This window comes from Anaerobacillus sp. QJM3NY_17, assembly GCF_056173665.1.
In genome coordinates this window covers 1,874,296-1,895,059 of record NZ_CM149685.1, presented here as the reverse complement: position 1 = coordinate 1,895,059, position 20,764 = coordinate 1,874,296, and the positions used below count along the sequence as shown (strand labels likewise).

The 20,764-nt window shown below is 41.6% G+C and carries 21 protein-coding genes; all 21 read right to left on the bottom strand.

Annotation, left to right across the window (positions count from 1 at the left end; all coding sequences use genetic code 11):
- Positions 1 to 30: 30 nt before the first annotated feature.
- Positions 31 to 1,128 carry a BMP family lipoprotein gene (locus tag AC0VYV_RS10100; protein ID WP_430242620.1) on the bottom strand — a complete coding sequence of 366 codons (1,098 nt, stop codon included), beginning with the start codon at positions 1,126 to 1,128 and terminating at the stop codon, positions 31 to 33.
- 332 nt (positions 1,129 to 1,460) lie between these two features.
- Positions 1,461 to 3,812, bottom strand: a complete 2,352-nt coding sequence (locus AC0VYV_RS10095; protein ID WP_475374787.1) for an FtsK/SpoIIIE family DNA translocase — start codon at positions 3,810 to 3,812, stop codon at positions 1,461 to 1,463.
- Between the two features lie 111 nt (positions 3,813 to 3,923).
- Positions 3,924 to 4,151 (bottom strand): YlzJ-like family protein, encoded by a 228-nt coding sequence (locus AC0VYV_RS10090; protein ID WP_194221444.1) that lies wholly within the window; start codon positions 4,149 to 4,151, stop codon positions 3,924 to 3,926.
- Positions 4,148 to 4,897 (bottom strand): ClpP family protease, encoded by a 750-nt coding sequence (locus AC0VYV_RS10085; RefSeq protein ID WP_194221443.1) that lies wholly within the window; start codon positions 4,895 to 4,897, stop codon positions 4,148 to 4,150. Before AC0VYV_RS10085 ends, AC0VYV_RS10090 begins: the two co-directional genes overlap by 4 nt.
- 154 nt (positions 4,898 to 5,051) lie before the next feature.
- On the bottom strand, positions 5,052 to 5,918 hold the full coding sequence (gene dapA / locus AC0VYV_RS10080; RefSeq protein ID WP_475367284.1) for a 4-hydroxy-tetrahydrodipicolinate synthase: 867 nt from the start codon (positions 5,916 to 5,918) through the stop codon (positions 5,052 to 5,054).
- A gap of 23 nt (positions 5,919 to 5,941) precedes the next feature.
- On the bottom strand, positions 5,942 to 7,195 hold the full coding sequence (gene dapG, locus AC0VYV_RS10075) for an aspartate kinase (protein ID WP_194221441.1): 1,254 nt from the start codon (positions 7,193 to 7,195) through the stop codon (positions 5,942 to 5,944).
- 19 nt (positions 7,196 to 7,214) lie between these two features.
- Positions 7,215 to 8,261: an aspartate-semialdehyde dehydrogenase gene (asd, locus tag AC0VYV_RS10070; protein WP_430242630.1), complete on the bottom strand. Its 1,047-nt coding sequence runs from the start codon at positions 8,259 to 8,261 to the stop codon at positions 7,215 to 7,217.
- 132 nt (positions 8,262 to 8,393) lie between these two features.
- The gene (locus AC0VYV_RS10065; protein WP_194221439.1) at positions 8,394 to 8,987 is read right to left on the bottom strand and encodes a dipicolinate synthase subunit B; all 594 of its coding nucleotides are present in this window, start codon (positions 8,985 to 8,987) and stop codon (positions 8,394 to 8,396) included.
- Positions 8,984 to 9,886 (bottom strand): dipicolinic acid synthetase subunit A, encoded by a 903-nt coding sequence (gene dpaA / locus AC0VYV_RS10060; RefSeq protein WP_475367282.1) that lies wholly within the window; start codon positions 9,884 to 9,886, stop codon positions 8,984 to 8,986. Before dpaA ends, AC0VYV_RS10065 begins: the two co-directional genes overlap by 4 nt.
- Before the next feature lie 105 nt (positions 9,887 to 9,991).
- The gene (locus AC0VYV_RS10055) at positions 9,992 to 10,234 is read right to left on the bottom strand and encodes a YlmC/YmxH family sporulation protein (RefSeq protein ID WP_194221437.1); all 243 of its coding nucleotides are present in this window, start codon (positions 10,232 to 10,234) and stop codon (positions 9,992 to 9,994) included.
- A 147-nt stretch (positions 10,235 to 10,381) separates the two neighbouring features.
- Complete coding sequence (locus AC0VYV_RS10050) at positions 10,382 to 11,623, bottom strand: M16 family metallopeptidase (protein ID WP_430242634.1); 1,242 nt, start codon at positions 11,621 to 11,623, stop codon at positions 10,382 to 10,384.
- Between the two features lie 83 nt (positions 11,624 to 11,706).
- Entirely contained in the window at positions 11,707 to 12,663 is a 957-nt protein-coding gene (locus AC0VYV_RS10045; RefSeq protein WP_475367281.1) for a polysaccharide deacetylase family protein, read from the bottom strand.
- 194 nt (positions 12,664 to 12,857) lie between these two features.
- Positions 12,858 to 14,975, bottom strand: coding sequence for a polyribonucleotide nucleotidyltransferase (locus AC0VYV_RS10040; protein ID WP_303531297.1), 2,118 nt, complete (start codon positions 14,973 to 14,975; stop codon positions 12,858 to 12,860).
- A 138-nt stretch (positions 14,976 to 15,113) separates the two neighbouring features.
- Complete coding sequence (rpsO, locus tag AC0VYV_RS10035) at positions 15,114 to 15,383, bottom strand: 30S ribosomal protein S15 (RefSeq protein ID WP_048309782.1); 270 nt, start codon at positions 15,381 to 15,383, stop codon at positions 15,114 to 15,116.
- A gap of 131 nt (positions 15,384 to 15,514) precedes the next feature.
- Complete coding sequence (gene ribF, locus AC0VYV_RS10030; protein ID WP_475368923.1) at positions 15,515 to 16,447, bottom strand: bifunctional riboflavin kinase/FAD synthetase; 933 nt, start codon at positions 16,445 to 16,447, stop codon at positions 15,515 to 15,517.
- 18 nt (positions 16,448 to 16,465) lie between these two features.
- Positions 16,466 to 17,362, bottom strand: coding sequence for a tRNA pseudouridine(55) synthase TruB (truB, locus tag AC0VYV_RS10025; protein ID WP_475368922.1), 897 nt, complete (start codon positions 17,360 to 17,362; stop codon positions 16,466 to 16,468).
- 65 nt (positions 17,363 to 17,427) lie between these two features.
- The gene (gene rbfA, locus AC0VYV_RS10020) at positions 17,428 to 17,778 is read right to left on the bottom strand and encodes a 30S ribosome-binding factor RbfA (protein ID WP_098443391.1); all 351 of its coding nucleotides are present in this window, start codon (positions 17,776 to 17,778) and stop codon (positions 17,428 to 17,430) included.
- Positions 17,779 to 17,798: 20 nt separating this feature from the next.
- Positions 17,799 to 18,074, bottom strand: a complete 276-nt coding sequence (locus AC0VYV_RS10015; protein ID WP_226612841.1) for a DUF503 domain-containing protein — start codon at positions 18,072 to 18,074, stop codon at positions 17,799 to 17,801.
- A complete protein-coding gene (gene infB / locus AC0VYV_RS10010) occupies positions 18,071 to 20,155 on the bottom strand; it encodes a translation initiation factor IF-2 (protein WP_475368921.1) in 2,085 nt (694 codons plus the stop codon). Before infB ends, AC0VYV_RS10015 begins: the two co-directional genes overlap by 4 nt.
- A gap of 15 nt (positions 20,156 to 20,170) precedes the next feature.
- A complete protein-coding gene (locus AC0VYV_RS10005) occupies positions 20,171 to 20,476 on the bottom strand; it encodes a YlxQ family RNA-binding protein (protein ID WP_194221429.1) in 306 nt (101 codons plus the stop codon).
- Positions 20,477 to 20,740: an RNase P modulator RnpM gene (rnpM, locus tag AC0VYV_RS10000; RefSeq protein ID WP_475368920.1), complete on the bottom strand. Its 264-nt coding sequence runs from the start codon at positions 20,738 to 20,740 to the stop codon at positions 20,477 to 20,479.
- Positions 20,741 to 20,764: the final 24 nt, after the last annotated feature.

The following is a 20,764-nucleotide window of genomic DNA, read 5'->3' as shown; positions in this document are numbered from 1 at the left end:
TCACGCTCAGAAAACGTAATGGACGATCTCTTATAGAGAGCTTTCGAATTCTTTGTACTCATCGTCAGTACTTGGAACTTCCAATTCGCCGCTCTGAATTTTCTCTTTATACTCTTCTACTTTTTGTAGTGCTTCTTCAGATACATTTTCTTGTGATTCAGCAATACCTACGCCATCTTCTTCAAGACCAAACTCTGTAACTTTTCCTCCTGGGAAGTCGCCGTCCATTGTTTGCTTGGAAACTTCAATAACAGCTGTATCCACACGCTTCACCATAGAAGTTAGCGTTACGTTCTCAGGCATTCCTTCTTCATGCTGATCACGGTCAACACCGATAACCCAAACTTTTTCACCGTTTTTCGCACGGTTCTTCGCTTCAGTGAATACGCCATTTCCTGTTCCGCCAGCAGCATGATAAATGATATCCGCGCCTTTATCATAAAGAGTACCTGCAATAGCCTGTCCTACTTCTGCTGCGTTGAAATCATCCGCATATTGTGTGAAGATCTCAGCATCAGGATTAACGGATTTCACTCCGGCTTTAAATCCACTCTCAAACTTCTTGATTAATTCAGAATCAACACCACCGATAAAACCAACTTTGTCAGTTTCAGATTGCATTCCAGCGATAACTCCTACTAAGAATGAACCCTGGTGCTCTTTGAAAGTAATACTTGCTACGTTCTCCATTGGCTCGCCATCTTCCGTTACAGCTACACTATCAACAAGAGCAAGCTGAGAATCTGGCTTTTGTGTTGCAATTGTTTGAATATCTTGTTGCATAAGGAATCCGATTCCGAAGATCAAATTATAATCTTCACGAATTAAGCCTGAAAGGTTTGGTTGGTAGTCACTTGCTGCAGTTGACTGAACATATTTAAAACCTTTGTCTTTCTCAAGTCCATTATCTTTTCCAAACTGCTGAAGACCTTCCCAAGCAGATTGGTTAAATGATTTATCATCCACACCGCCTGTATCAGTTACCATCGCAACTTTAAAGTCGCTGCTTTCGCCTTCACTGCCTCCGCCGCCAGAACTTTCATTATTCGTATCTCCCGTTCCACAAGCTGACAAAAGCGTACCTGCAGCTAATACAGCTGACAACATAAATCCGTACTTCTTCTTCATCTTAATCCCCCTAATGTTTTTTAAACGCCGCCCGCTCTCTCTTCTCTCTATCGAGCTATGCTTTGTTTGGTCGCGTTTTCATTGCCCAATAAAAAATAATATGCATGAGAAACGGCTCTGAAACACGCATGAAATATTTTTGAAAAAATAGTCATATTTCGACAATAACTATACCATTTTCAAGGAGATAAAGGAATAGTTTTTTGAAAAAAAGCCCGATTACCAATATTTAAAATGATAGAATTTCTAACACAAATGGCCAATTCTTTTCGTTTTTCTCATTCCGATTTGTCGTCACTAGGATAAAAACACATAAAAAAGAAGCACAACCCTTAACTGGATTGTGCTTCTTCCCCTTTACTAACGAGAACTTCACGAGGTTTACTGCCCTCATAAGGTCCTACGATACCTCGAGCTTCCATAGCATCGATTAATCTTGCTGCTCGGGTGTAACCTATTCGAAATCGTCGTTGTAGCATTGATACCGAAGCTGTTTGCATCTCGGTTATCAATTGAACAGCGTCATCATATAAATCATCATCTACTTCCGGCTGAGCTTCCTCAGGCTTATCTGTTGGTATCATTTCTTCCTGATACTGAGCTTTTTGCTGGGCAATGACAAAGTCAACGAGTTCTTCTACTTCCTCATCAGATAAGAAGGCACCCTGAACTCGTTTGGGTTTATTCGCCCCTACAGGAAGGAATAGCATATCCCCTTTACCTAGCAATTTCTCTGCTCCACCCATATCAAGAATTGTTCTTGAGTCTGTCATGGACGAAACGCTAAAGGCAATACGGGATGGAATATTAGCTTTAATCACCCCTGTGATAACGTCAACTGACGGACGCTGTGTCGCAATGATTAAATGTATTCCCGCTGCTCGTGCCATCTGTGCGAGTCTTGTAATCGCATCCTCTACATCGCTTGACGCTACCATCATTAAATCAGCTAGCTCATCCACAATAACAACAATATACGGTAGTGAAGGCTGCTTCGCCTCTGACGTTTCATTATGACGCTTAATATGATTGTTATACCCTTCGATATTCCGCGTACCAGTATGTGAGAATAGCTCATAACGACGCTCCATTTCACTCACAACCTTTTTCAAAGCCTGTGAAGCTTTCTTCGGATCCGTTACGACTGGTGCTAGAAGATGAGGTATACCATTGTATACGTTAAGTTCAACCATCTTAGGATCAATCATCATCATTTTAACTTCATGAGGCTTGGCCTTCATCATAATGCTTGCAATAATACCGTTGATACACACACTTTTACCGCTTCCTGTTGCTCCTGCAACTAGTAGATGGGGCATCTTAGATAAATCGGAAACAACTGCTTCACCTGAAATATCTCTTCCGAAACCAATAGATACTTTCGATTCGTGCGATTGGTATTCTTTTGATTCCAATACTTCCCTCAATGTAACCATCGCGACTTCAGAATTCGGTACTTCGATCCCTATCGCAGATTTACCTGGGATCGGTGCTTCAATACGTAGGTCCCGTGCAGCAAGAGCTAGTGCCAGGTCATCTGTTAAGTTTACAATTTTACTTACTTTCACACCTGTATCAGGATATACCTCATATTTCGTTACCGCTGGACCAAGATGAACCTTCATTACTTTGGCTTTTACACCAAAGCTCTCAAACGTCTTTTCTAATTTACGAGCGTTTGCGGAAATTTGCTGACGTTCATTATCCTGCGACACCTTCTTTGGAGGCTGCAGTAAAGATAAAGATGGAAGACGATAATCTTTGTTTTCTAGCTCGCCAACTGTTAGCGACTGAATTGGGGTTCCATCTGCTGCTTCCTTAACAGGTTCACCATCTTTACTTTCTTCTGTCTCTTTCTCCACAGGCGTTTCTGACTGTGTTGGATATGCACTTTCAGTAAAGGTTCGAATCTCAGGCTCAAATGGCGCCTCTTCTTCTGATTCATCCTTACTTGTTTGAGAGACGTCATACGTTTCCTCAGGCTCCATGGATGCTTCTTGTTCTCTTAATGCAGCCCGCTGTTCTCTCTTTTCTCTTCTTGAATTTTTACTTTCTGATAGAAGTGATTTCGCTTCATCATATGTGTTTAATACAAAACCTTTAATCCAAGCAAGGGCTTTACCTAGTACATCACTAAACGATTTACCCGTAATCAAGACAAAAGATAGTAAAATCAATAGAAAGGCCATTAGCTGCGTTCCTGTTGCATCAAAAAGTCTGTAGCAAAAGGCGAAGAGAAGCGCACCGATCATGCCCCCGCCAAGCGGGCTAGTTTCTGATGGATCGCTAACGTCCATTCGGAAGAGTTCATATGTATTAGCAATAACCGATGGACTATCCCATTGGCCCTGACGAGAAAGTGTTTCAAATAAGCCGACGTGACTTAATAACAGAAATGAAATGCCTAGTAAATAAAATCCTGCTAATCTTCTTGTCCAAAAGGCTGGGAGCTTCCTCTTCACAATTAAATAACCTGCGAATATCACAAGGCCTGCGATAATTAGTCCATACCATTGGCCTGCAAAAAAGCGAAACATATGGTAAATCGCTCGTCCAACTACTCCCATTTTCAAAACACCTAAAACGGTAAAAGCCAGAACCGTTAAACCGATAAATTCAACTTTGACTTGGGATTGCCAGGCGGCCTGTTTCTTTGTTGTCTTTTTTCTTTTTCGTTTTGCCATTATCTCACCTCTATACAAGCCATAGCTGGTGAAAAAAGCAGCCATTTCAGGCTGCTTTTTGTTCACCAATCTATTCCTAGTATACCACATCTTCCCGTGGTCCTATAGGCTCTATTTCAATGGAGAAGTGGATAGCGTTAACATTTGACCAGGCTGTGTTGCATCATTGAGATAGTCCATGGGATCTGTGCTAAGTACCTGCACTACCCTACACTCTGTCAGAGACGTTCGCTCGACAAGAAGTTGGACTCCGTTCCATTCGATGATCTTCTGCTGCTCATAAACACTCTGATCAGGAGGGAATACTGCTTCATTTGGTAGGATGGTATAAAGAATCATTGGACAAGATCTCCTTCCTGCTCTCCCTTATATTCCTCCATTAATTCATTTAGCTTCTTCATTGCTGGACCAACAGCCCCAACTTCATCGATCAAACCATAGCTCACAGCATCTTCACCCACTACGTTTGTTCCGATATCTCTCGTTAAATTTCCTCTTGAAAACATAAGCTCTTTAAACTTATCTTCTGTAATATTTGAGTGCCTTGTCACAAAACTAACAACTCGCTCCTGCATTTTATCGAGATATTCAAACGTTTGCGGCACGCCGATAACAAGACCTGTTAGTCGAACAGGATGAATCGTCATTGTTGCCGTTTCTGCGACAAACGAATAATTTGCAGCAACCGCTATTGGCACTCCAATTGAATGTCCACCACCAAGGACAATCGAAACAGAAGGTTTCGAAAGGGAAGCAATCATTTCAGATATAGCAAGTCCTGCTTCTACGTCTCCCCCTACTGTATTAAGAAGGATCAGCACACCTTCAATCTTAGGGTTTTGTTCGATTGCCACAATTTGTGGGATAAGATGCTCATATTTTGTTGTTTTATTTTGTGGTGGCAGCTGCACATGTCCTTCAATTTGTCCGATAATAGTTAAACAATGAATATTAGATTGATCCATCGTTGGCACGTTTGTTTGGCCAAGCTGCTGAATTTTATCAACTAGCGAAGATTTTGATTGGTCGTCTTTTTTAGGTTCAGGATCCTGACCTGGGTTTTCATTGCGATATTCACTGTTCATACTGGTACCCCTTCCTTACTCTGGTACTAGTAGTATGAACGAGTGGCGATTTTACCATTCATGAGATAGTCTGAAAAAAACGAACTTAAAAGTGCTTACTCTTAAAAAAAATCCGTGCAAAAAAAAAACGGATGCATAAGCATCCGTTCTAACATTATTTATTAAGCGCAGCGGCTAGTGATGAGCGCTCCTCTGCTGTTAGAGGAATCATCGGTAGACGTACACTTCCTACATCCATACCCTTTAGCTGAAGAGCTGTTTTAACAGGGGATGGGCTTGGTGCTTTAAAGAGCTCATTCATAATTGGCAGGATTTTTTGATGAACCGCTGCCGCTTCCTTAACTTCCCCAGATTGATAAGCTGAGATCATCTGTTGCATTTCATTCCCAAGAACGTGTGACGCAACAGAAATAACGCCATCACCACCGATAGAAAGAATCGGTAAAGTTAAGCCGTCATCTCCACTATAAACAGAGAAAGACTCTTCTGTGCGCGTAATAATATCTGTAATTTGGTCAAGATCTCCACTTGCTTCTTTAACAGAAACAATGTTGTTGATCTTAGAAAGCTCAACAATTGTGTCTGCCGTCATATTCACAACAGAACGACCAGGAATGTTATAAATCATTACTGGAAGCTTTGTTGATTCTGCGATCGCTTTGAAATGCTCATAAAGACCTTTTTGACCAGGCTTGCTGTAATAAGGGGCTACGATCATAATCGCATCCACGCCTGCAGCTTCTGCCTTTTTTGTTAACTCGATCGATGCGTGCGTGTTATTACTGCCTGTTCCTGCAATAATCGGTACGCGGCCATCAGCGATTTTAACAGAATGCTTAAAGAGCGCCACTTTTTCTTCTGAAGAAAGCGTTGGCGATTCGCCAGTTGTACCCGCTACAACAAGACCTTCTGTTCCATTATTAATTAAATAGTTGACCAATTGCTCTGTCTTCGCAAAATCCACGTACCCTTTGCGATCGAAAGGGGTGACCATTGCGGTTAGTACTTTTCCAAAATTCATTTCTTTCACTCCTTGCCTATCACTTAAAGCTGATCCATCATCTGTTCCATTTCTTGCCCCGGCTCCAGATGAAGATAAAACGTTTCGTGCAGCGCATTAACTGCTGCTGAAAGGTCAGTCTGTCTCACAAGAACCCAAATCGTTGTATGAGAATCAGCTGACTGTAAAATATCAATGTTTTCTCGCGCAAGTGATTCCACAATCTTTGCTGTTACGCCAGGAACACCACTCATTCCAGCTCCAACTGCAGATACTTTCGCACAATTCTCGATGACTTCAGGCTCGTAGCCCATTTCATTTAGCGTTGCAACGGCTCTGTCGGTCATTTCCTCCATAACCGTATAAACAACACCCGTTAAGCTGATGTTGATGAAATCAACGCTGATCCCCTCACGCGCCATAGCTTTAAAAACGCGTGACTGAAGATCATATTGTCCTTCTTTCGCATACACTTTAATTTGGGTTACGCCGTTTACATGAGCTATACCCGTAATTAAACGATCTATCACCTGTTCACCAGTCGTTTTTCCTGTAGCAGACGTGACGAGCGTACCTGTCGAAGAAGAATAAGTTGACCTAATTCGGAGCGGTATCTTCGCCTGCATAGCAATTTCAACTGCGCGAGGGTGAATAACCTTCGCACCTTGATAAGCCATATTACAAACTTCGTTATATGTCACGATGGAGAGAGGACGTGCTTTCTCAACAATTCTTGGATCAGCTGTCATAATACCTTCTACATCCGTAAAGATGTCTACCCATTCAGCTGAAAGGGCAGCACCAAGCGCAGCTGCTGACGTATCGCTTCCACCTCGACCAAGAGTCGTTACATCGCCGTCTTTTGTGACGCCCTGGAAGCCTGTCACAACGACAACATCCATCATTTTCAGCTCTTCCAGTAGTCTTTCTGACTTCATTTCAAGAATTCTTGCTTTGCTATGCTCAGCCGTTGTCATGAAACCTGCCTGACCTCCGGTGTAAGCTGTGGCTCTCAATCCTTCGCCTAAGAGGAGATTTGAGAATATGACAGAAGAAATACTCTCACCACAAGATACAAGTAGATCATATTCTCTTGAAGTGACCTTCCGTTCTCGATCGCCAATGAGGCCAAGAAGAGTGTCAGTCGCGTATGGATCACCTTTACGACCCATTGCTGAAACGACGACGACAACTTTATATCCATCGCTCACTGCATCTTTAATATGGTTTACAGCTCTCAGTCTGCCGTCTTCACTTTTCAATGAAGTACCGCCAAACTTCTGCACGATGACTTTCATTTAGAACACCTTCTTATGTCTATTTCAATATATTTAGGGCTGCAAGGCTTTCAGCAATTTGAACAGAATTCCACGCTGCCCCCTTCAGTAGATTATCAGAGACAATCCACATATGGAAGCCATTTTTTTGATTTAGATCTTTTCGAATACGACCGACAAAAACGTCCGATTTCCCAACAGCATCAACGGGCATCGGATAAACCTGGTTTGCAGGGTCGTCTTTGAGCGTTACACCTGGTGCGTTACTCAATAGTTCTTTCATATCTTCTACTGTTACATCATCATGACCAATTTCAACATAGACTGATTCAGCATGACCTGTTTCAATTGGTAGTCGCACACAAGTAGCTGCAACATGAAGCTCTGCATCATGCATGATTTTCTTCGTTTCATTTATCATTTTCATTTCTTCATAAGTAAATCCGTTGTCTTCAAATACATCGATTTGTGGGATGGCATTGAAAGCGATCGGATAGTGCTGTTTATCACCTTTAACAGGCAAAATTTGTGGCTCGTAGTCCTCACCATTTAGCACCGCTTTAGACTGCTCTTTCATTTCAGTAACCGCATTTGCACCTGCACCTGAAACAGCTTGATAAGTAGAAACAATAATTTTAGTAAGGCCATATGTTTGTTTCAGCGGCTCAAGAGCTGCGACCATTTGAATGGTTGAGCAGTTTGGGTTCGCAATAATCCCTTTGTGATCATTCAAATCCCCTTCGTTCACTTCTGGTACAACAAGAGGTACTTCTGGATCCATACGGAATGCACTTGTGTTATCTACAACAATCGCTCCGTGTTTAACTGCTTCTGGAGCAAGAGCTTTTGATACACTGCCACCAGCGCTAAATAACGCAAGCTGAACCCCTTCAAATGCTTCAGGAGTGGCTTCTTTCACCGTTACTTCCTGACCCTTAAACGTTACTTTTTTACCAGCAGAACGTGATGATGAAAGGAGCGTTAAGGTCGATATCGGAAAATCTCTTTCCTCTAGTGTTTTGATCATTTGTTGTCCGACTGCGCCTGTTGCTCCAACTACTGCTACATGATATTTTTTCCCGCTCATGACTTATTCTCCTCCCATATTCCATTCAAAATCCATCACAACAGAAGGAGAAACCGAGGTTTCTCCCCATTCCTGGTGATTTTATTCTCTATTCTATCATAAACCTATCTTAAAGAAAGATAAATCAATTGGCTAATCCAAATACCTTTCGATTAAAACCGGCTGAAGCTGTCTGCCAAGAAGTGCTTTTTCAACAGTTTCCCTTAAAGATGGCATCCGTGCAACGAGTGAATTTGGTTTTTTAACTGGATCATCTTGACCAAATGGAATGAAATAAATATTCTTCGTCGACATTAATCTTAAGATATTTGTACCATTTAATCCTAGCCCATCGTTAGTAGAAATGCCTAACACAACTGGTTTTTCATTACGCAAAGTTGCTTTTGCCCCCATCAATACAGGAGACTCTGTCATCGCATTCGCAAATTTACTAATAGAATTCCCTGTTATTGGAGCGATAACCATACAATCAAGTGGTGTTTTGGGACCAAATGGCTCAGCCTTTACGATCGAATTAACTGCTTCATTACCTGTTATTTCCTCAATACGAGCGATCCAGTTTTCTCCATCGCCAAAGCGAGTATTTGTATTCATGACCGTATGTGAAACAAATGGCGTCACCTTAGCACCTAGTTGAACAAGTTCTTCTATTTGTGGAACGACCGCATCATACGTACAGTGGGAACCAGTTAATCCAAAACCAATGTGCATACCTTTCAAACTCATGGAGTGTTCTCCTTTCCATTCTGAGACCGCTCAATTAACAGCTGTGTCAGAACATTAGCGATGATTTTTCCGGCCGTTTTTGGAGCCACAATACCAGGCAGGCCTGGCGCAAGAAGAGCTTTAATTCCTCTTTTTTCGGCGTATCGAAAATCAGTACCTCCGGGCTTAGAAGCAAGGTCAATCACGAGCGTATGAGACGGCATTTTAGCAATAACTTGAGATGTGACGATTTGTGCTGGGATTGTATTAATACATACATCTAAATGGGATACTTGGTTCACGAGATCAGATAAATGAAACGGTTTTAATCCCATCTCCGCAATTCTCGCGATATGCTCTGGTTTTCTAGCCCCAACACTAACATTTGCCCCTAATGCATTAAATGTTCTGGCAACTGACATCCCGACTCGACCAAGACCTAGAACCGCAATATTTGATTGATGAATGGTAATATCCGTATGCTGAATAACCATCATAACAGTACCTTCAACAGTCGGAATAGAATTATAAATGGCCACATCATCTCGTTCGAATAAGCGAACTAACGTTCTGGATGCTTCAGCCACCATCTCATTTAGACAGCTGTTACTGATTCCGCTATATACCGTACAATGGGCTGGCGTTTGTTTAAGTTGATCTGCTGTTAACACTACTTTTTCATTTGAGAAGATCGTTTCAACTTCTCCTTCGATCGTTGTTCCACTGACTGGAAGGACAATTGCATCAAGGGTCGTTAGCTTCACTTCATCCAATGTGCATTTCGTTGCACCTGTAAAGCCATGATCAAGCTGATCGAATCCGATTAAATATAAATCGGCATTCAATTCGGTTAACTTTCGAATAATTTCAAGCTGGCGGGCATCACCGCCAATAACAGCGATATGTTGATTCGTTAGCATCGTTCCTCCCCTTTCCTTTTCCACGTCTTACTACGGGGATTATTGTAATTTCTCAACATTCTATGTGGTGTATGCCCGCTTGGTGAATCAAGAGGTGTACCAGTTTTAACCCTTTTGATGATTTTGCAAAATGATCATATCTCTTCCAATCGTTTCTATGTGCTCCCATGGAATCGTAATTTCTTGTTCTTTGCGTTTTAACCCCATCCACGACGATTTCGGAATGATCAATTCTTTTAATAACCCTGTTTTCTCATCAAACAATAGATCAGTTTGCCCAAGCACACCAAGCTTCCGCCCTTTTTCTATATCGATAAGCTCCTTACCGCTAAGCTGACTTAATCTCATCATATGTCCCCCTTTAAACAAATTGATGAAAGTCCTATCGTAAACCACTATCTAATAATACGTTCACGTTATATACCATAGTCTATGAGTAGTTTATTAAAGGAAGACATGAAAAAACCCGCCTTATAATTCGACGGGTAAGCGTCCTTAGGATTTCATACCACCTGGTAATTGACCGTTTGGACTAATAAGCGAGCATGAAAATTCATCAGTAAACATCGAATGGATCATACTGTTTACGTTCTCATGATTAACGCTCTCAATATTCGTAATAATGTCATCGAGTGAACGATGTTGGTTTAATAGCAATTCATTCTTACCATTTCGGCTCATACGGCTGTTTGTACTTTCAAGACTGAGCATCAAGTTACCTTTTAGCTGCTCTTTGCAATTCTTCAACTCTTTCGTTGTAATGCCATCACGCTTAAATTCCGTTAAAGTCTTCTGGATAGTCTCATATAAGCGATCCAGCTGGTTTTGAGCTGTACCTGCATAGATCGTTAATAACCCGCTATCCTGATAAGCAGAATGATAAGAAAAGACTGAGTAAGCAAGTCCTTGATCTTCACGAACATCCTGGAAAAGACGACTGCTCATGCTTCCACCGAGCACATTGTTCATCACAATGAGACTATAAATATCATCTGTACCAAACGGAAGTCCAGCGTACCCAAGACATAAATGGGCTTGCTCTGTTTCCTTCTGGCGAGCGATTTGTCCTGAATGAAATTTCGGAGCGAGTACTTCAGGTTTTCCAGCAGGAGTTTCCCAGTGTTCAAATGCATTCTCTACTTTATGCATGAACGATTCATCAATATTTCCTGCAATCGAAACCACAATATTATCCGGTGTGTAATGAGTTTGCATGTAATCACGAAGCGTGTCACCTGAGAATCCTTTTAACGTCTCTTCTGTTCCAAGGATCGGCATCGCAAGCTCATGATCCCCATAACTTGCCTGACTCAGCATGTCATGGACAATATCATCTGGCGTATCTTCATACATTTTGATTTCTTCGTGTACAACATTCTTTTCTTTCGCAAGCTCTCCAGCTTCAAATGTTGAATGGAAAAACATATCAGTTAATACATCAAGAGCATAATCTGCGTGCTCATCAAGAACTTTTGCATAGTAACACGTGTACTCTTTTGATGTAAACGCATTAACTTGACCGCCAATGCTATCAAAGGATTCCGCAATATCTTTGGCACTGCGCTTATCCGTTCCTTTAAAAAACATATGTTCAAGGAAATGTGAAACGCCATTTAATTCTTTCGGTTCAAAACGAGAACCAGTTCCAATCCAAATTCCGATAGCAACTGAACGGACTGTTGGAATATTTTCTAGTACTACTCTGACACCATTTTTACAAGTTACTTTATTTATCAAACCTGTTCCTCCTGTATCGAGCCATTATGTTTCGTCATACTCCAAAAACACTATATCATTAATGAAGAAAGGACACAATTTTATCATCTTTTCTCAAGTCGTTTAGAATCTAACACTTGTGAAACTGTCCCAAGCTGGTATCCTCTCTTTTCTACGCCGCGAATTAACGCTTCAAGACTTTTTTCTGTCGGTTCTGTTGGATGCATGAGTATAAGAGCACCCGCGTGTACATTTTGGAGCACCCTCTCTGTCAGTACTTGTGGTGCAGGTTTTTTCCAGTCCACGGTATCAACAGACCAGAGCACTGTTTGCATTCCAAGCTGATCAGCAATTTGAACGGCGTTATTCGCGTAGCTTCCGCTTGGTGGTGCGAAAACGACAGGTTGTTTATCAATTGTTGCTTCAATAACTTGATTTGTATCTTCAAGCTCTTTACGGATAGCGGCGTCGCTTAGCTGTTTCAAATCAGGATGAGAATAGGCGTGATTTCCGATTTCATGTCCTTCTTCATCAAGCATACGAACGATATCAGGGTTTTTCTTCGCCCATGAGCCATCAAGAAAAAAAGTAGCATGAACACTATATTTCTTAAGCTGTTGCAACATATCAGGTAAATATTCCTCTCCCCAAGCGACATTTATCATAAAGGCGACCATCGGCTTCTTAGGATTACCCTTATAGACTGCAGTGGGCTCAAGATCATTTAACTGAACATCAGGCTTCACTTCTTTTTTTACAAGTAGATTCTCATCAAACGCCTTCCCCTTCATTTTTTCATAGGAAGCTTCTGCATCAATTATCAGACCATTATAGCCTGGGATTCCTTTCCAAACACGATCAATTACAGCATTAATTGGAGGTATATCCATGCTTTCCTTCGCATCAGCAATCTCGTCATATAGTGGACTTCCATTCACGTTCAAGGTAGCTTGTTCTTTCAAATCACTTAAATACATTGATGTGTAGGGGTTCTGAAGTGAACCTGCTGCTACGCCTAAGATCATGATAAACACAATAAATTGGATCCAGGATTTCTTCATTCATCTGCCCCCTTTTGTAAAAAAGGTATGTTTGATGGGCAAGCTCTAGAACTTACGTGAAACAATTCGTTACCAAAAAACAAAGGTTTGCATTAGATGAAATCAACGCCGGTCACATTTATCCAAATGAGAGGAAACAGAATAAGCTAACAAAAATCAGCAAAAAAAAATGAATTCGGCCTCAGCCGAATTCATTAGCTCTTTTGACTTTGTTCTTCACGTTCACGCTGTTCTTTCAAAATCTCTTTACGAGAAAGGTTAACGCGTCCTTGCTTATCGATTTCTTTCACTTTAACCATGATTTCATCACCGATTGAAACAACGTCTTCTACTTTGTTTGTACGCTCTTCAGCTAGTTCAGAAATGTGAACCAGACCTTCTTTCCCAGCAAATAGCTCAACGAATGCTCCAAATTTCTCAACTCGTTTCACTTTACCAAGATAAGTTGTGCCTACTTCCACTTCTCTAACAAGATCTTCGATCATTTTCTTCGCTTTTGCGTTCATTTCTTGCTCAGTAGAAGAAATAAAGACCGAACCATCCTGCTCAATATCAATTTTTACGCCAGTTTCTTCAATGATCTTATTGATGATTTTACCGCTTGGTCCAATAACGTCGCGGATTTTATCTGGTTTAATTGACATTGTAAGAATCTTAGGTGCGTATGCAGAAAGCTCAGTACGAGGTTCGTTGATCGCACTCATCATGTTTTCAAGAATGGCGAGACGACCGTTTTTCGCCTGCTCAAGAGCCTGACGAAGGATGTCTTCGTTAATTCCAGAAATTTTAATATCCATTTGAAGAGCTGTTACACCTTGCTTTGTTCCAGCAACTTTAAAGTCCATGTCACCAAGAGCATCTTCCATGCCTTGAATATCTGTAAGAACTGTTACATCCTCGCCATCACTTACAAGTCCCATTGCAATACCTGCAACTGGTGCTTTAATCGGCACACCTGCATCCATCATCGCTAGCGTACTAGCACAAATACTTGCTTGTGAAGTAGAGCCATTTGATTCAAGAACTTCAGATACAAGACGAATCGTATATGGGAAATCCTTCTCAGTTGGAATAACCTTCTCAAGTGCACGCTCACCAAGGGCACCGTGACCAATCTCACGACGACCAGGTCCACGCATTGGTCCAGTTTCGCCGACGCTGTATTTCGGGAAGTTATAGTGATGCATGAATCGCTTAGATTCTTCTGTACCAAGACCATCGAGAATCTGAACGTCTCCTAGTGCACCAAGAGTACAAATGCTAAGTGCCTGGGTTTGTCCACGAGTAAACAATCCAGATCCGTGTGTTCTTGGTAGAATTCCTACTTCAGAATCAAGTGGACGAATCTCATCAACGCCACGACCATCAGGTCTTACTTTATCTTTTAGAATTAAACGACGAACTTCTTGCTTAACGAAGCTATTTAGAATTGATTTCACTTCATCGGCACTATACTCTTCGTTTTCTTCATATGCTTCAGTTGCACGCGTCATTACAGCATCAATTGCTTCCTGCCTAGCATGCTTTTCAATCACTTTTACAGCTTCTTTAATGTCAGATAAGTACTGTTCACTAAGAGCTGCTTCAAGCGTTTTATCTGCAGTCTTAAGAACAACTTCGCGCTTTTCTTTTCCAGTAGCTTCAATGATCTCTTCCTGGAATGAAATCAGGCGCTTAATTTCTTGGTGACCAAAAAGAATACCTTCAAGCATGATTTCTTCAGGAACTTCTTCAGCTCCAGCTTCAACCATGTTAATTGCATCTTTAGTACCTGCAACAGTTAGGTGAATATCACTCTGTTCAAGCTGCTCAACGTTAGGGTTTGCAATAAACTCCCCATCAACGCGTCCAACGATAACGCCAGCAATTGGACCATCAAATGGAAGATCACTAATTCCAAGCGCTAGAGATGAACCGAACATAGCTGCCATCTCAGAAGAGCAGTTTTGATCAACGCTCATCACTGTGCTGACAACTTGAACTTCATTACGGAAACCATCAGGGAATAATGGACGGATCGGGCGATCAATTAAACGACTAGCAAGAATCGCTTTTTCACTCGGACGTCCTTCACGCTTGATGAATCCTCCAGGAATTTTACCTACTGCATATAATCGTTCTTCATAATTAACCGTTAGTGGGAAAAACGGAAGGTCTTTCGGCTCTTTAGAGCCTGTAACCGTTGCTAGTACGGCTGTATCGCCGTAACGGATCAATGCTGCACCGCTCGCCTGTTTAGCCAGTTGACCAATTTCAACTGACAACTCGCGACCAGCCCAATCGATTGAAAACACTTGCTTATCTTGTGCCATTAATGTGAGAACTCCTCTCATCCAATAAAATCATTTCTTTTATTATACCCTAACCTTTTTGCTTCTAAAAAGAAAGGAAGAAATCTATGTATTTTTAACCTAATAAAAAAGCGGGAAACATCCCGCTTTTCTGAATCATTATCGACGTAGACCAAGTTCTTTGATAAGTTCGCGGTAACGAGTAACGTCTTTGTTACGAAGATACGTTAAAAGATTACGGCGTTTACCAACCATCTTAAGAAGACCGCGACGAGAGTGGTGGTCTTTCTTGTGGAAACGTAGATGATCGTTCAAATTGTTGATTTCCTCAGTAAGGACAGCGATTTGAACCTCTGGAGAACCAGTATCATTCTCGTGAGTTTTGAACTTAGTGATAAGCTCTTGCTTACGTTCTTGTGTGATTGCCATCCGTTTCACCTCCTTAATTTCTAATCCCCTGATACCGCGCAAACGTCGGTGACTCGATAGCCCAGTATAGGTTGTGTACTTGTCGTACAGATATTAGATTACAGGTTTTTGTTCTAAAATGCAAGGGAAATCTATTTCAGTATTTCTCTTGCATCTTTCGCATCCTGACCTATTTGGGCAATTAAGTCATCAACAGAAGAGAATTTAACCTCTCCACGAATCTTTTGATGGAATTCAACCTCTACGGACGATCCATACAAATTGCCACTGTAATCAAATACGTGAACTTCCAGTGACGGCTGATCGGGTTTTTCATCATAGAAGGTTGGTTTGTATCCAACATTGCATACACCACTCATCCAGCTACCTTCCGTTTTCATGCGCACTGCATAAACACCTGTAGCTGGCACGAGATACTCGTCTTTAAGATCGACGTTGGCCGTTGGGAAGCCAATTGTGCGGCCGCGCTGATCTCCTTGAACAACAGTGCCCTTCACCGTGTAGTTCCGACCAAGAACGGCTTTCACGTTCTCGACAGCCCCTTCACGAATATATGAGCGAATTAAAGTAGAGCTTACTTTCTCGTCATGTTGAGATACTTTATCAATCACCGTTTGACTAAACTGGTTACGGGCATGAAATGGAAGGGAGTCCATCGTTCCTCTTCCTTTACTTCCATATGTAAAATCAAACCCTGCTACAACGTGAACAACTGATAAGGCAATAATATAATCATCAACAAATTGCTGAGGTGTTAATCCCGCAATCGTTGTATCAAATTTCACGATATAAAGAACGTCAATTCCAAGCTGCTCAATAAGCTCAATTTTATCATCAAGTGGTGTAATGGCCTCTGTTTGAGGTGTAGACTTCCCCAAAACGACTGATGGATGGGGATAAAACGTCATAACTGCTGATTTTACGCCTTTATCATCAGCGATTTCTTTCGCAGTCGAAATTACTTTCTGATGGCCGCGATGAATGCCATCAAAATATCCAAGCGCCATGACGGCAGGATGTTCAGATTTTAACTGATGAGGATGCGATAAATAAATTGTTTTCAACGGTTTCACCTTCTAACTTCATCTCGAAAACACTTTTTCAGGCTTCATTAAGCCCGGCTTCTCAGGATGTTTTTGATAGATTGCAATTGCTTCTCCGTCCCTATTGTACATAACAAGTCTATTCTCTGTCATCTCTTCCAACTGAGGAAGCACAGCGCCATTTTGGAGCTTCTCTTCTAGCGCAGAATCAACAGTAAAGGATGGCATAGCAGAAAGAGCGTATTCCATAGGAAAAAGAGATAGCGTTTCCTCTTCTATCATCTGTTTTATCTCATCAAATGTCAAACATTCTTCTAGTTTAAATGGGCCGGACGCTGTCCGAATTAGAGACGACATGTGAGCTGGAAAACCTAGCTTTTCTCCAATATCAACCGCAAGTGTTCGAATATATGTCCCCTTACTACACGTGGCACGTACAGGGATAGAGACCGCTCCGTCTTCAAGCGTTACCTCTCCAATTAACTCTAGGTCATGAATCGTTACCTTTCTAGATGGACGATCCACCACTTCTCCTTTAAAAGCATACTCATAAAGTCGTTTGCCGTTAATTTTGACAGCAGAATACATTGGGGGAACTTGCTCGATCTCACCTCGAAACGCAGCAAGTGCTTCTTCTATATCGTTAGTTGAAGGCAGTTTGTCTACTTTCTTTTCTTCCACTTTCTCTCCAGACGCATCTTCCGTCGTCGTTGAAAACCCTAGTGTAATCACTGCTTCATACGTTTTAGAAAAATCCGTCATATACTGGGCCACTTTAGTTGCTCTGCCGATACATAGTGGTAAAACGCCTGTTACATCTGGATCCAAAGTTCCTGTATGACCAACTTTTTTTGTCATTAATAGCTTTCTAGTAACCGCCACACAATCATGAGACGTCATTCCAGCTGGTTTCTTTAGTGGTAATATGCCGTTCATTGTTTTCCTCCTTTCAATCTGATGACATAGAGAAAGGATAGACATTCCTGCCTATCCCTTCGTTTCTACTCATCCGCTTGATTTAAATCTGCAAGAAGTCGTTCAATTTTGTTACCATAATCGATCGATTCATCAAATTCAAAATAGATTTCCGGTGTTTTGCGAAGACGAATGCGTTTCCCTATTTCAGAACGAATAAATCCAGTTGCTTTCGCAAGACCATTCAGGGTAGCTTCCTTCTTCTCTTCATCACCAAGGACAGTAATAAATACCGTTGCTTGCTGTAGATCATTCGTAACTTCAACAGCTGTTACTGTAACGAAACCTACGCGCGGGTCTTTAATCTTCCTGCTGATTATATCACCAAGTTCTTTCTTCATCTGTTCACCAACACGATTTGCGCGAACATTACTCATCGTTACACCTCGTTTCTTTCCTAAAGCCACTCATAAGTTGCTCGAGTGAGTTCGATATCAGGACGTGAATCAATCAATGAGACGGCACGCTGGAGCTCACGCTCGCATGCCGTTTTGCTTGAAGCCGTTGTAACAATACCAATAACGGTATGTTGCCATAAATCCTGGCTGTCAAGCTCAGAAACAGAGAGATTATAATGCTTCAGACGGCTTATAACCGACTGAAGCACAGATCTTTTTTCCTTCAAGGATTGCGCATCATAAATGATGCATTCACATTCTACATATCCAATCACTTAGGCTTTACTTCAACCATAATATACGCTTCAATGATGTCGCCTTCTTTAACGTCATTGAATTTTGCAAGCGTAATACCACATTCGTACCCTTTTGCCACTTCTTTCGCATCGTCTTTGAAGCGTTTCAATGTATCCACTTCACCTTCGAATACGACAATTCCGTCACGGATGACACGAACGCCCGAATTACGAGTGATTTTACCTTCTGTTACGTAAGATCCTGCAATTGTACCTACTTTAGAAACTTTAAACGTTTCACGTACTTCAGCTTGACCAATCACTTTTTCTTCATAAACTGGATCAAGCATTCCTTTCATTGCAGATTCAATCTCTTCAATCGCTGTATAGATCACGCGATGCAAGCGAATTTCTACTTGCTCAGAATCAGCTACTTTCTTCGCATTTGAATCTGGACGTACGTTAAATCCGATAATGATCGCATTAGAAGCAGATGCAAGGATAATATCTGACTCTGTGATCGCACCAACAGCTGTGTGAATAATGTTGATCTTAACACCTTCTACTTCAATCTTCTGAAGTGAGCCAGCAAGTGCTTCAACAGATCCCTGTACGTCAGCTTTCACGATAATGTTGATATCTTTCACATCGCCCTGCTGAATCTTTTCAAATAAATCATCCAAATTCATTTTAGAAGATTCTTTACGCTGTGCTTCAATTTGCTGCTGATTACGTGCTTCACCAACTTGGCGTGCTGTCTTCTCGTCTTCAAATGCTACAAAGCGATCTCCAGCATTTGGTACATCACTTAAACCAGTCACTTCTACAGGAGTAGAAGGTGCAGCTGTTTCAACACGCTTACCAAGATCGTTGACCATAGCACGAACACGACCAAATGTGTTACCGACTACAACTGGGTCACCGACTTTAAGCGTTCCTTCTTGAACAAGAAGTGTTGCAACTGGCCCGCGTCCTTTATCTAGCTGTGCTTCAATTACTGTACCTGTAGCAAGCTTATTAGGGTTCGCTTTAAATTCTTCTACTTCAGATATCAATAGAATCGTTTCAAGAAGATTATCAATTCCTTCACGCTTAATGGCAGAAAGGTTAACGAAAATTGTATCTCCGCCCCATGCTTCAGAAACAAGTTCATACTCTGTTAGTTCCTGCATCACGCGATCAGGATTTGCTCCTTCTTTATCCATCTTATTAACAGCAACGATAATTGGCACTTCCGCTGCCTTCGCATGGTTAATAGCTTCAACCGTTTGTGGCATAACGCCATCGTCAGCTGCTACAACTAGAACCGTGATATCTGTTACTTTTGCACCACGTGCACGCATAGTTGTAAATGCAGCGTGTCCAGGAGTATCAAGGAACGTAATTTTTTTGTTATTTTCTTCGATCTGGTAAGCACCGATGTGCTGCGTAATACCACCAGCTTCACCCTGCGTTACTTTTGTATCACGGATTCCGTCTAGTAGCGTTGTTTTACCATGGTCAACGTGCCCCATGATTGTAACAACTGCAGGACGTTCAATAAGCTTTCCGTCCTCATCTTCACTAGTGTAATTATCAAGATCCGTTACTTCAAATAGCTCTTCTTCTTCCACTTTTACACCATAATCATCACAGATAAGTTCCATTGTATCTTTATCTAGTTCCTGATTAATGGTTGCCATAACACCAAGACCCATTAACTTCTTGATCAGTTCAGAAGCATCTTTACCTAGCTTTTCAGCAAGCTGTCCAACTGTTAATGAACCAATGAAAGTTACTTTAGAAGGCAGTCTTCTTGGAGCAGCCGTGTTTTTAGGCGGCTGTCCTTTTCCACGGCGGTTTGGACGACGTCCACCGCGACGGTTATTTGGTGCGCTTTTGCTATTCTTTTGATTTGCATTTGCTTTTGGGTTGTTTCGATTGTTTTTATTTTCCATACTGTTTTTGTCGCTTCCCTTTTTGGATTGTTTCGAATCGTTATTAAGCTTATCAATGGCCTGATCATCAATCACAGACATATGATTGTTTACCGTAATATTCATGCTTTTTAACTTTTCGATAACATCCTTACTAGTAGTATTATGTTCTTTTGCATATTCATGAATTCGCATCTTACTCATACGATCACCCCCGAGTTATTGATCGAGCATTGCGTGGAGCTTCTTCGCAAACCCTGCATCAGTAACGGCTATCGTGACTCGTTGAACTTTGCCAATTGCATGTCCAAGCTCATAGCGCCCTGTTACAAAACATACTGGGACTTTATAAGTAGTTGCTTTATCCGTTATTTTCTTTCTTGTGTTATCAGATGCGTCGCTCGCAACTAATACGAGTCTTGCGCTCTTGCGCTGAATTTCCTTCACCACAAGTTCTTCTCCAGACACGACTTTGCCAGCGCGCTGAGCGAGTCCTAACAGTGACTCCCAATTCTTATTCTTCATTTAATTTGACCGCGATTCTGCGAGGTCAGCATAAATATCTTCCGTCACTTCTGCTTTTAGATGAGCCGCTAAAGAATCTCGCTTCTTAGCAAGTACGAAACACTCTTCTTTATTGCAAAGGTATGCGCCCCGTCCATTCTTTTTACCCGTTTGATCGATCGATATAACCCCTTCAGGCGAACGAACGATTCGAACAAGCTCTTTTTTAGGCTTCATTTCTTGACAGGCGACACATTTCCGCATCGGAATTTTACGTTTTTGCACGATGGACACCTCTCCTGATCTTGC

Excerpts from the sequence above, each read along its gene's own strand:
- AC0VYV_RS10090 (WP_194221444.1), bottom strand. The coding sequence starts at position 4,151 with ATGATTCTTTATACCATCCTACCAAATGAAGCAGTATTCCCTCCTGAT.
- AC0VYV_RS10100 (WP_430242620.1), bottom strand. The coding sequence starts at position 1,128 with ATGAAGAAGAAGTACGGATTTATGTTGTCAGCTGTATTAGCTGCAGGT.
- AC0VYV_RS10045 (WP_475367281.1), bottom strand. The coding sequence starts at position 12,663 with ATGAAGAAATCCTGGATCCAATTTATTGTGTTTATCATGATCTTAGGC.
- dapG (WP_194221441.1), bottom strand. The coding sequence starts at position 7,195 with ATGAAAGTCATCGTGCAGAAGTTTGGCGGTACTTCATTGAAAAGTGAA.
- truB (WP_475368922.1), bottom strand. The coding sequence starts at position 17,362 with ATGAACGGCATATTACCACTAAAGAAACCAGCTGGAATGACGTCTCAT.
- dapA (WP_475367284.1), bottom strand. The coding sequence starts at position 5,918 with ATGAATTTTGGAAAAGTACTAACCGCAATGGTCACCCCTTTCGATCGC.
- AC0VYV_RS10085 (WP_194221443.1), bottom strand. The coding sequence starts at position 4,897 with ATGAACAGTGAATATCGCAATGAAAACCCAGGTCAGGATCCTGAACCT.
- AC0VYV_RS10055 (WP_194221437.1), bottom strand. The coding sequence starts at position 10,234 with ATGAGATTAAGTCAGCTTAGCGGTAAGGAGCTTATCGATATAGAAAAA.
- AC0VYV_RS10095 (WP_475374787.1), bottom strand. The coding sequence starts at position 3,812 with ATGGCAAAACGAAAAAGAAAAAAGACAACAAAGAAACAGGCCGCCTGG.
- asd (WP_430242630.1), bottom strand. The coding sequence starts at position 8,261 with ATGAGCGGGAAAAAATATCATGTAGCAGTAGTTGGAGCAACAGGCGCA.
- dpaA (WP_475367282.1), bottom strand. The coding sequence starts at position 9,886 with ATGCTAACGAATCAACATATCGCTGTTATTGGCGGTGATGCCCGCCAG.
- rbfA (WP_098443391.1), bottom strand. The coding sequence starts at position 17,778 with ATGAGTAATGTTCGCGCAAATCGTGTTGGTGAACAGATGAAGAAAGAA.
- rpsO (WP_048309782.1), bottom strand. The coding sequence starts at position 15,383 with ATGGCAATCACACAAGAACGTAAGCAAGAGCTTATCACTAAGTTCAAA.
- AC0VYV_RS10065 (WP_194221439.1), bottom strand. The coding sequence starts at position 8,987 with ATGAGTTTGAAAGGTATGCACATTGGTTTTGGATTAACTGGTTCCCAC.
- infB (WP_475368921.1), bottom strand. The coding sequence starts at position 20,155 with ATGAGTAAGATGCGAATTCATGAATATGCAAAAGAACATAATACTACT.
- AC0VYV_RS10005 (WP_194221429.1), bottom strand. The coding sequence starts at position 20,476 with ATGAAGAATAAGAATTGGGAGTCACTGTTAGGACTCGCTCAGCGCGCT.
- AC0VYV_RS10040 (WP_303531297.1), bottom strand. The coding sequence starts at position 14,975 with ATGGCACAAGATAAGCAAGTGTTTTCAATCGATTGGGCTGGTCGCGAG.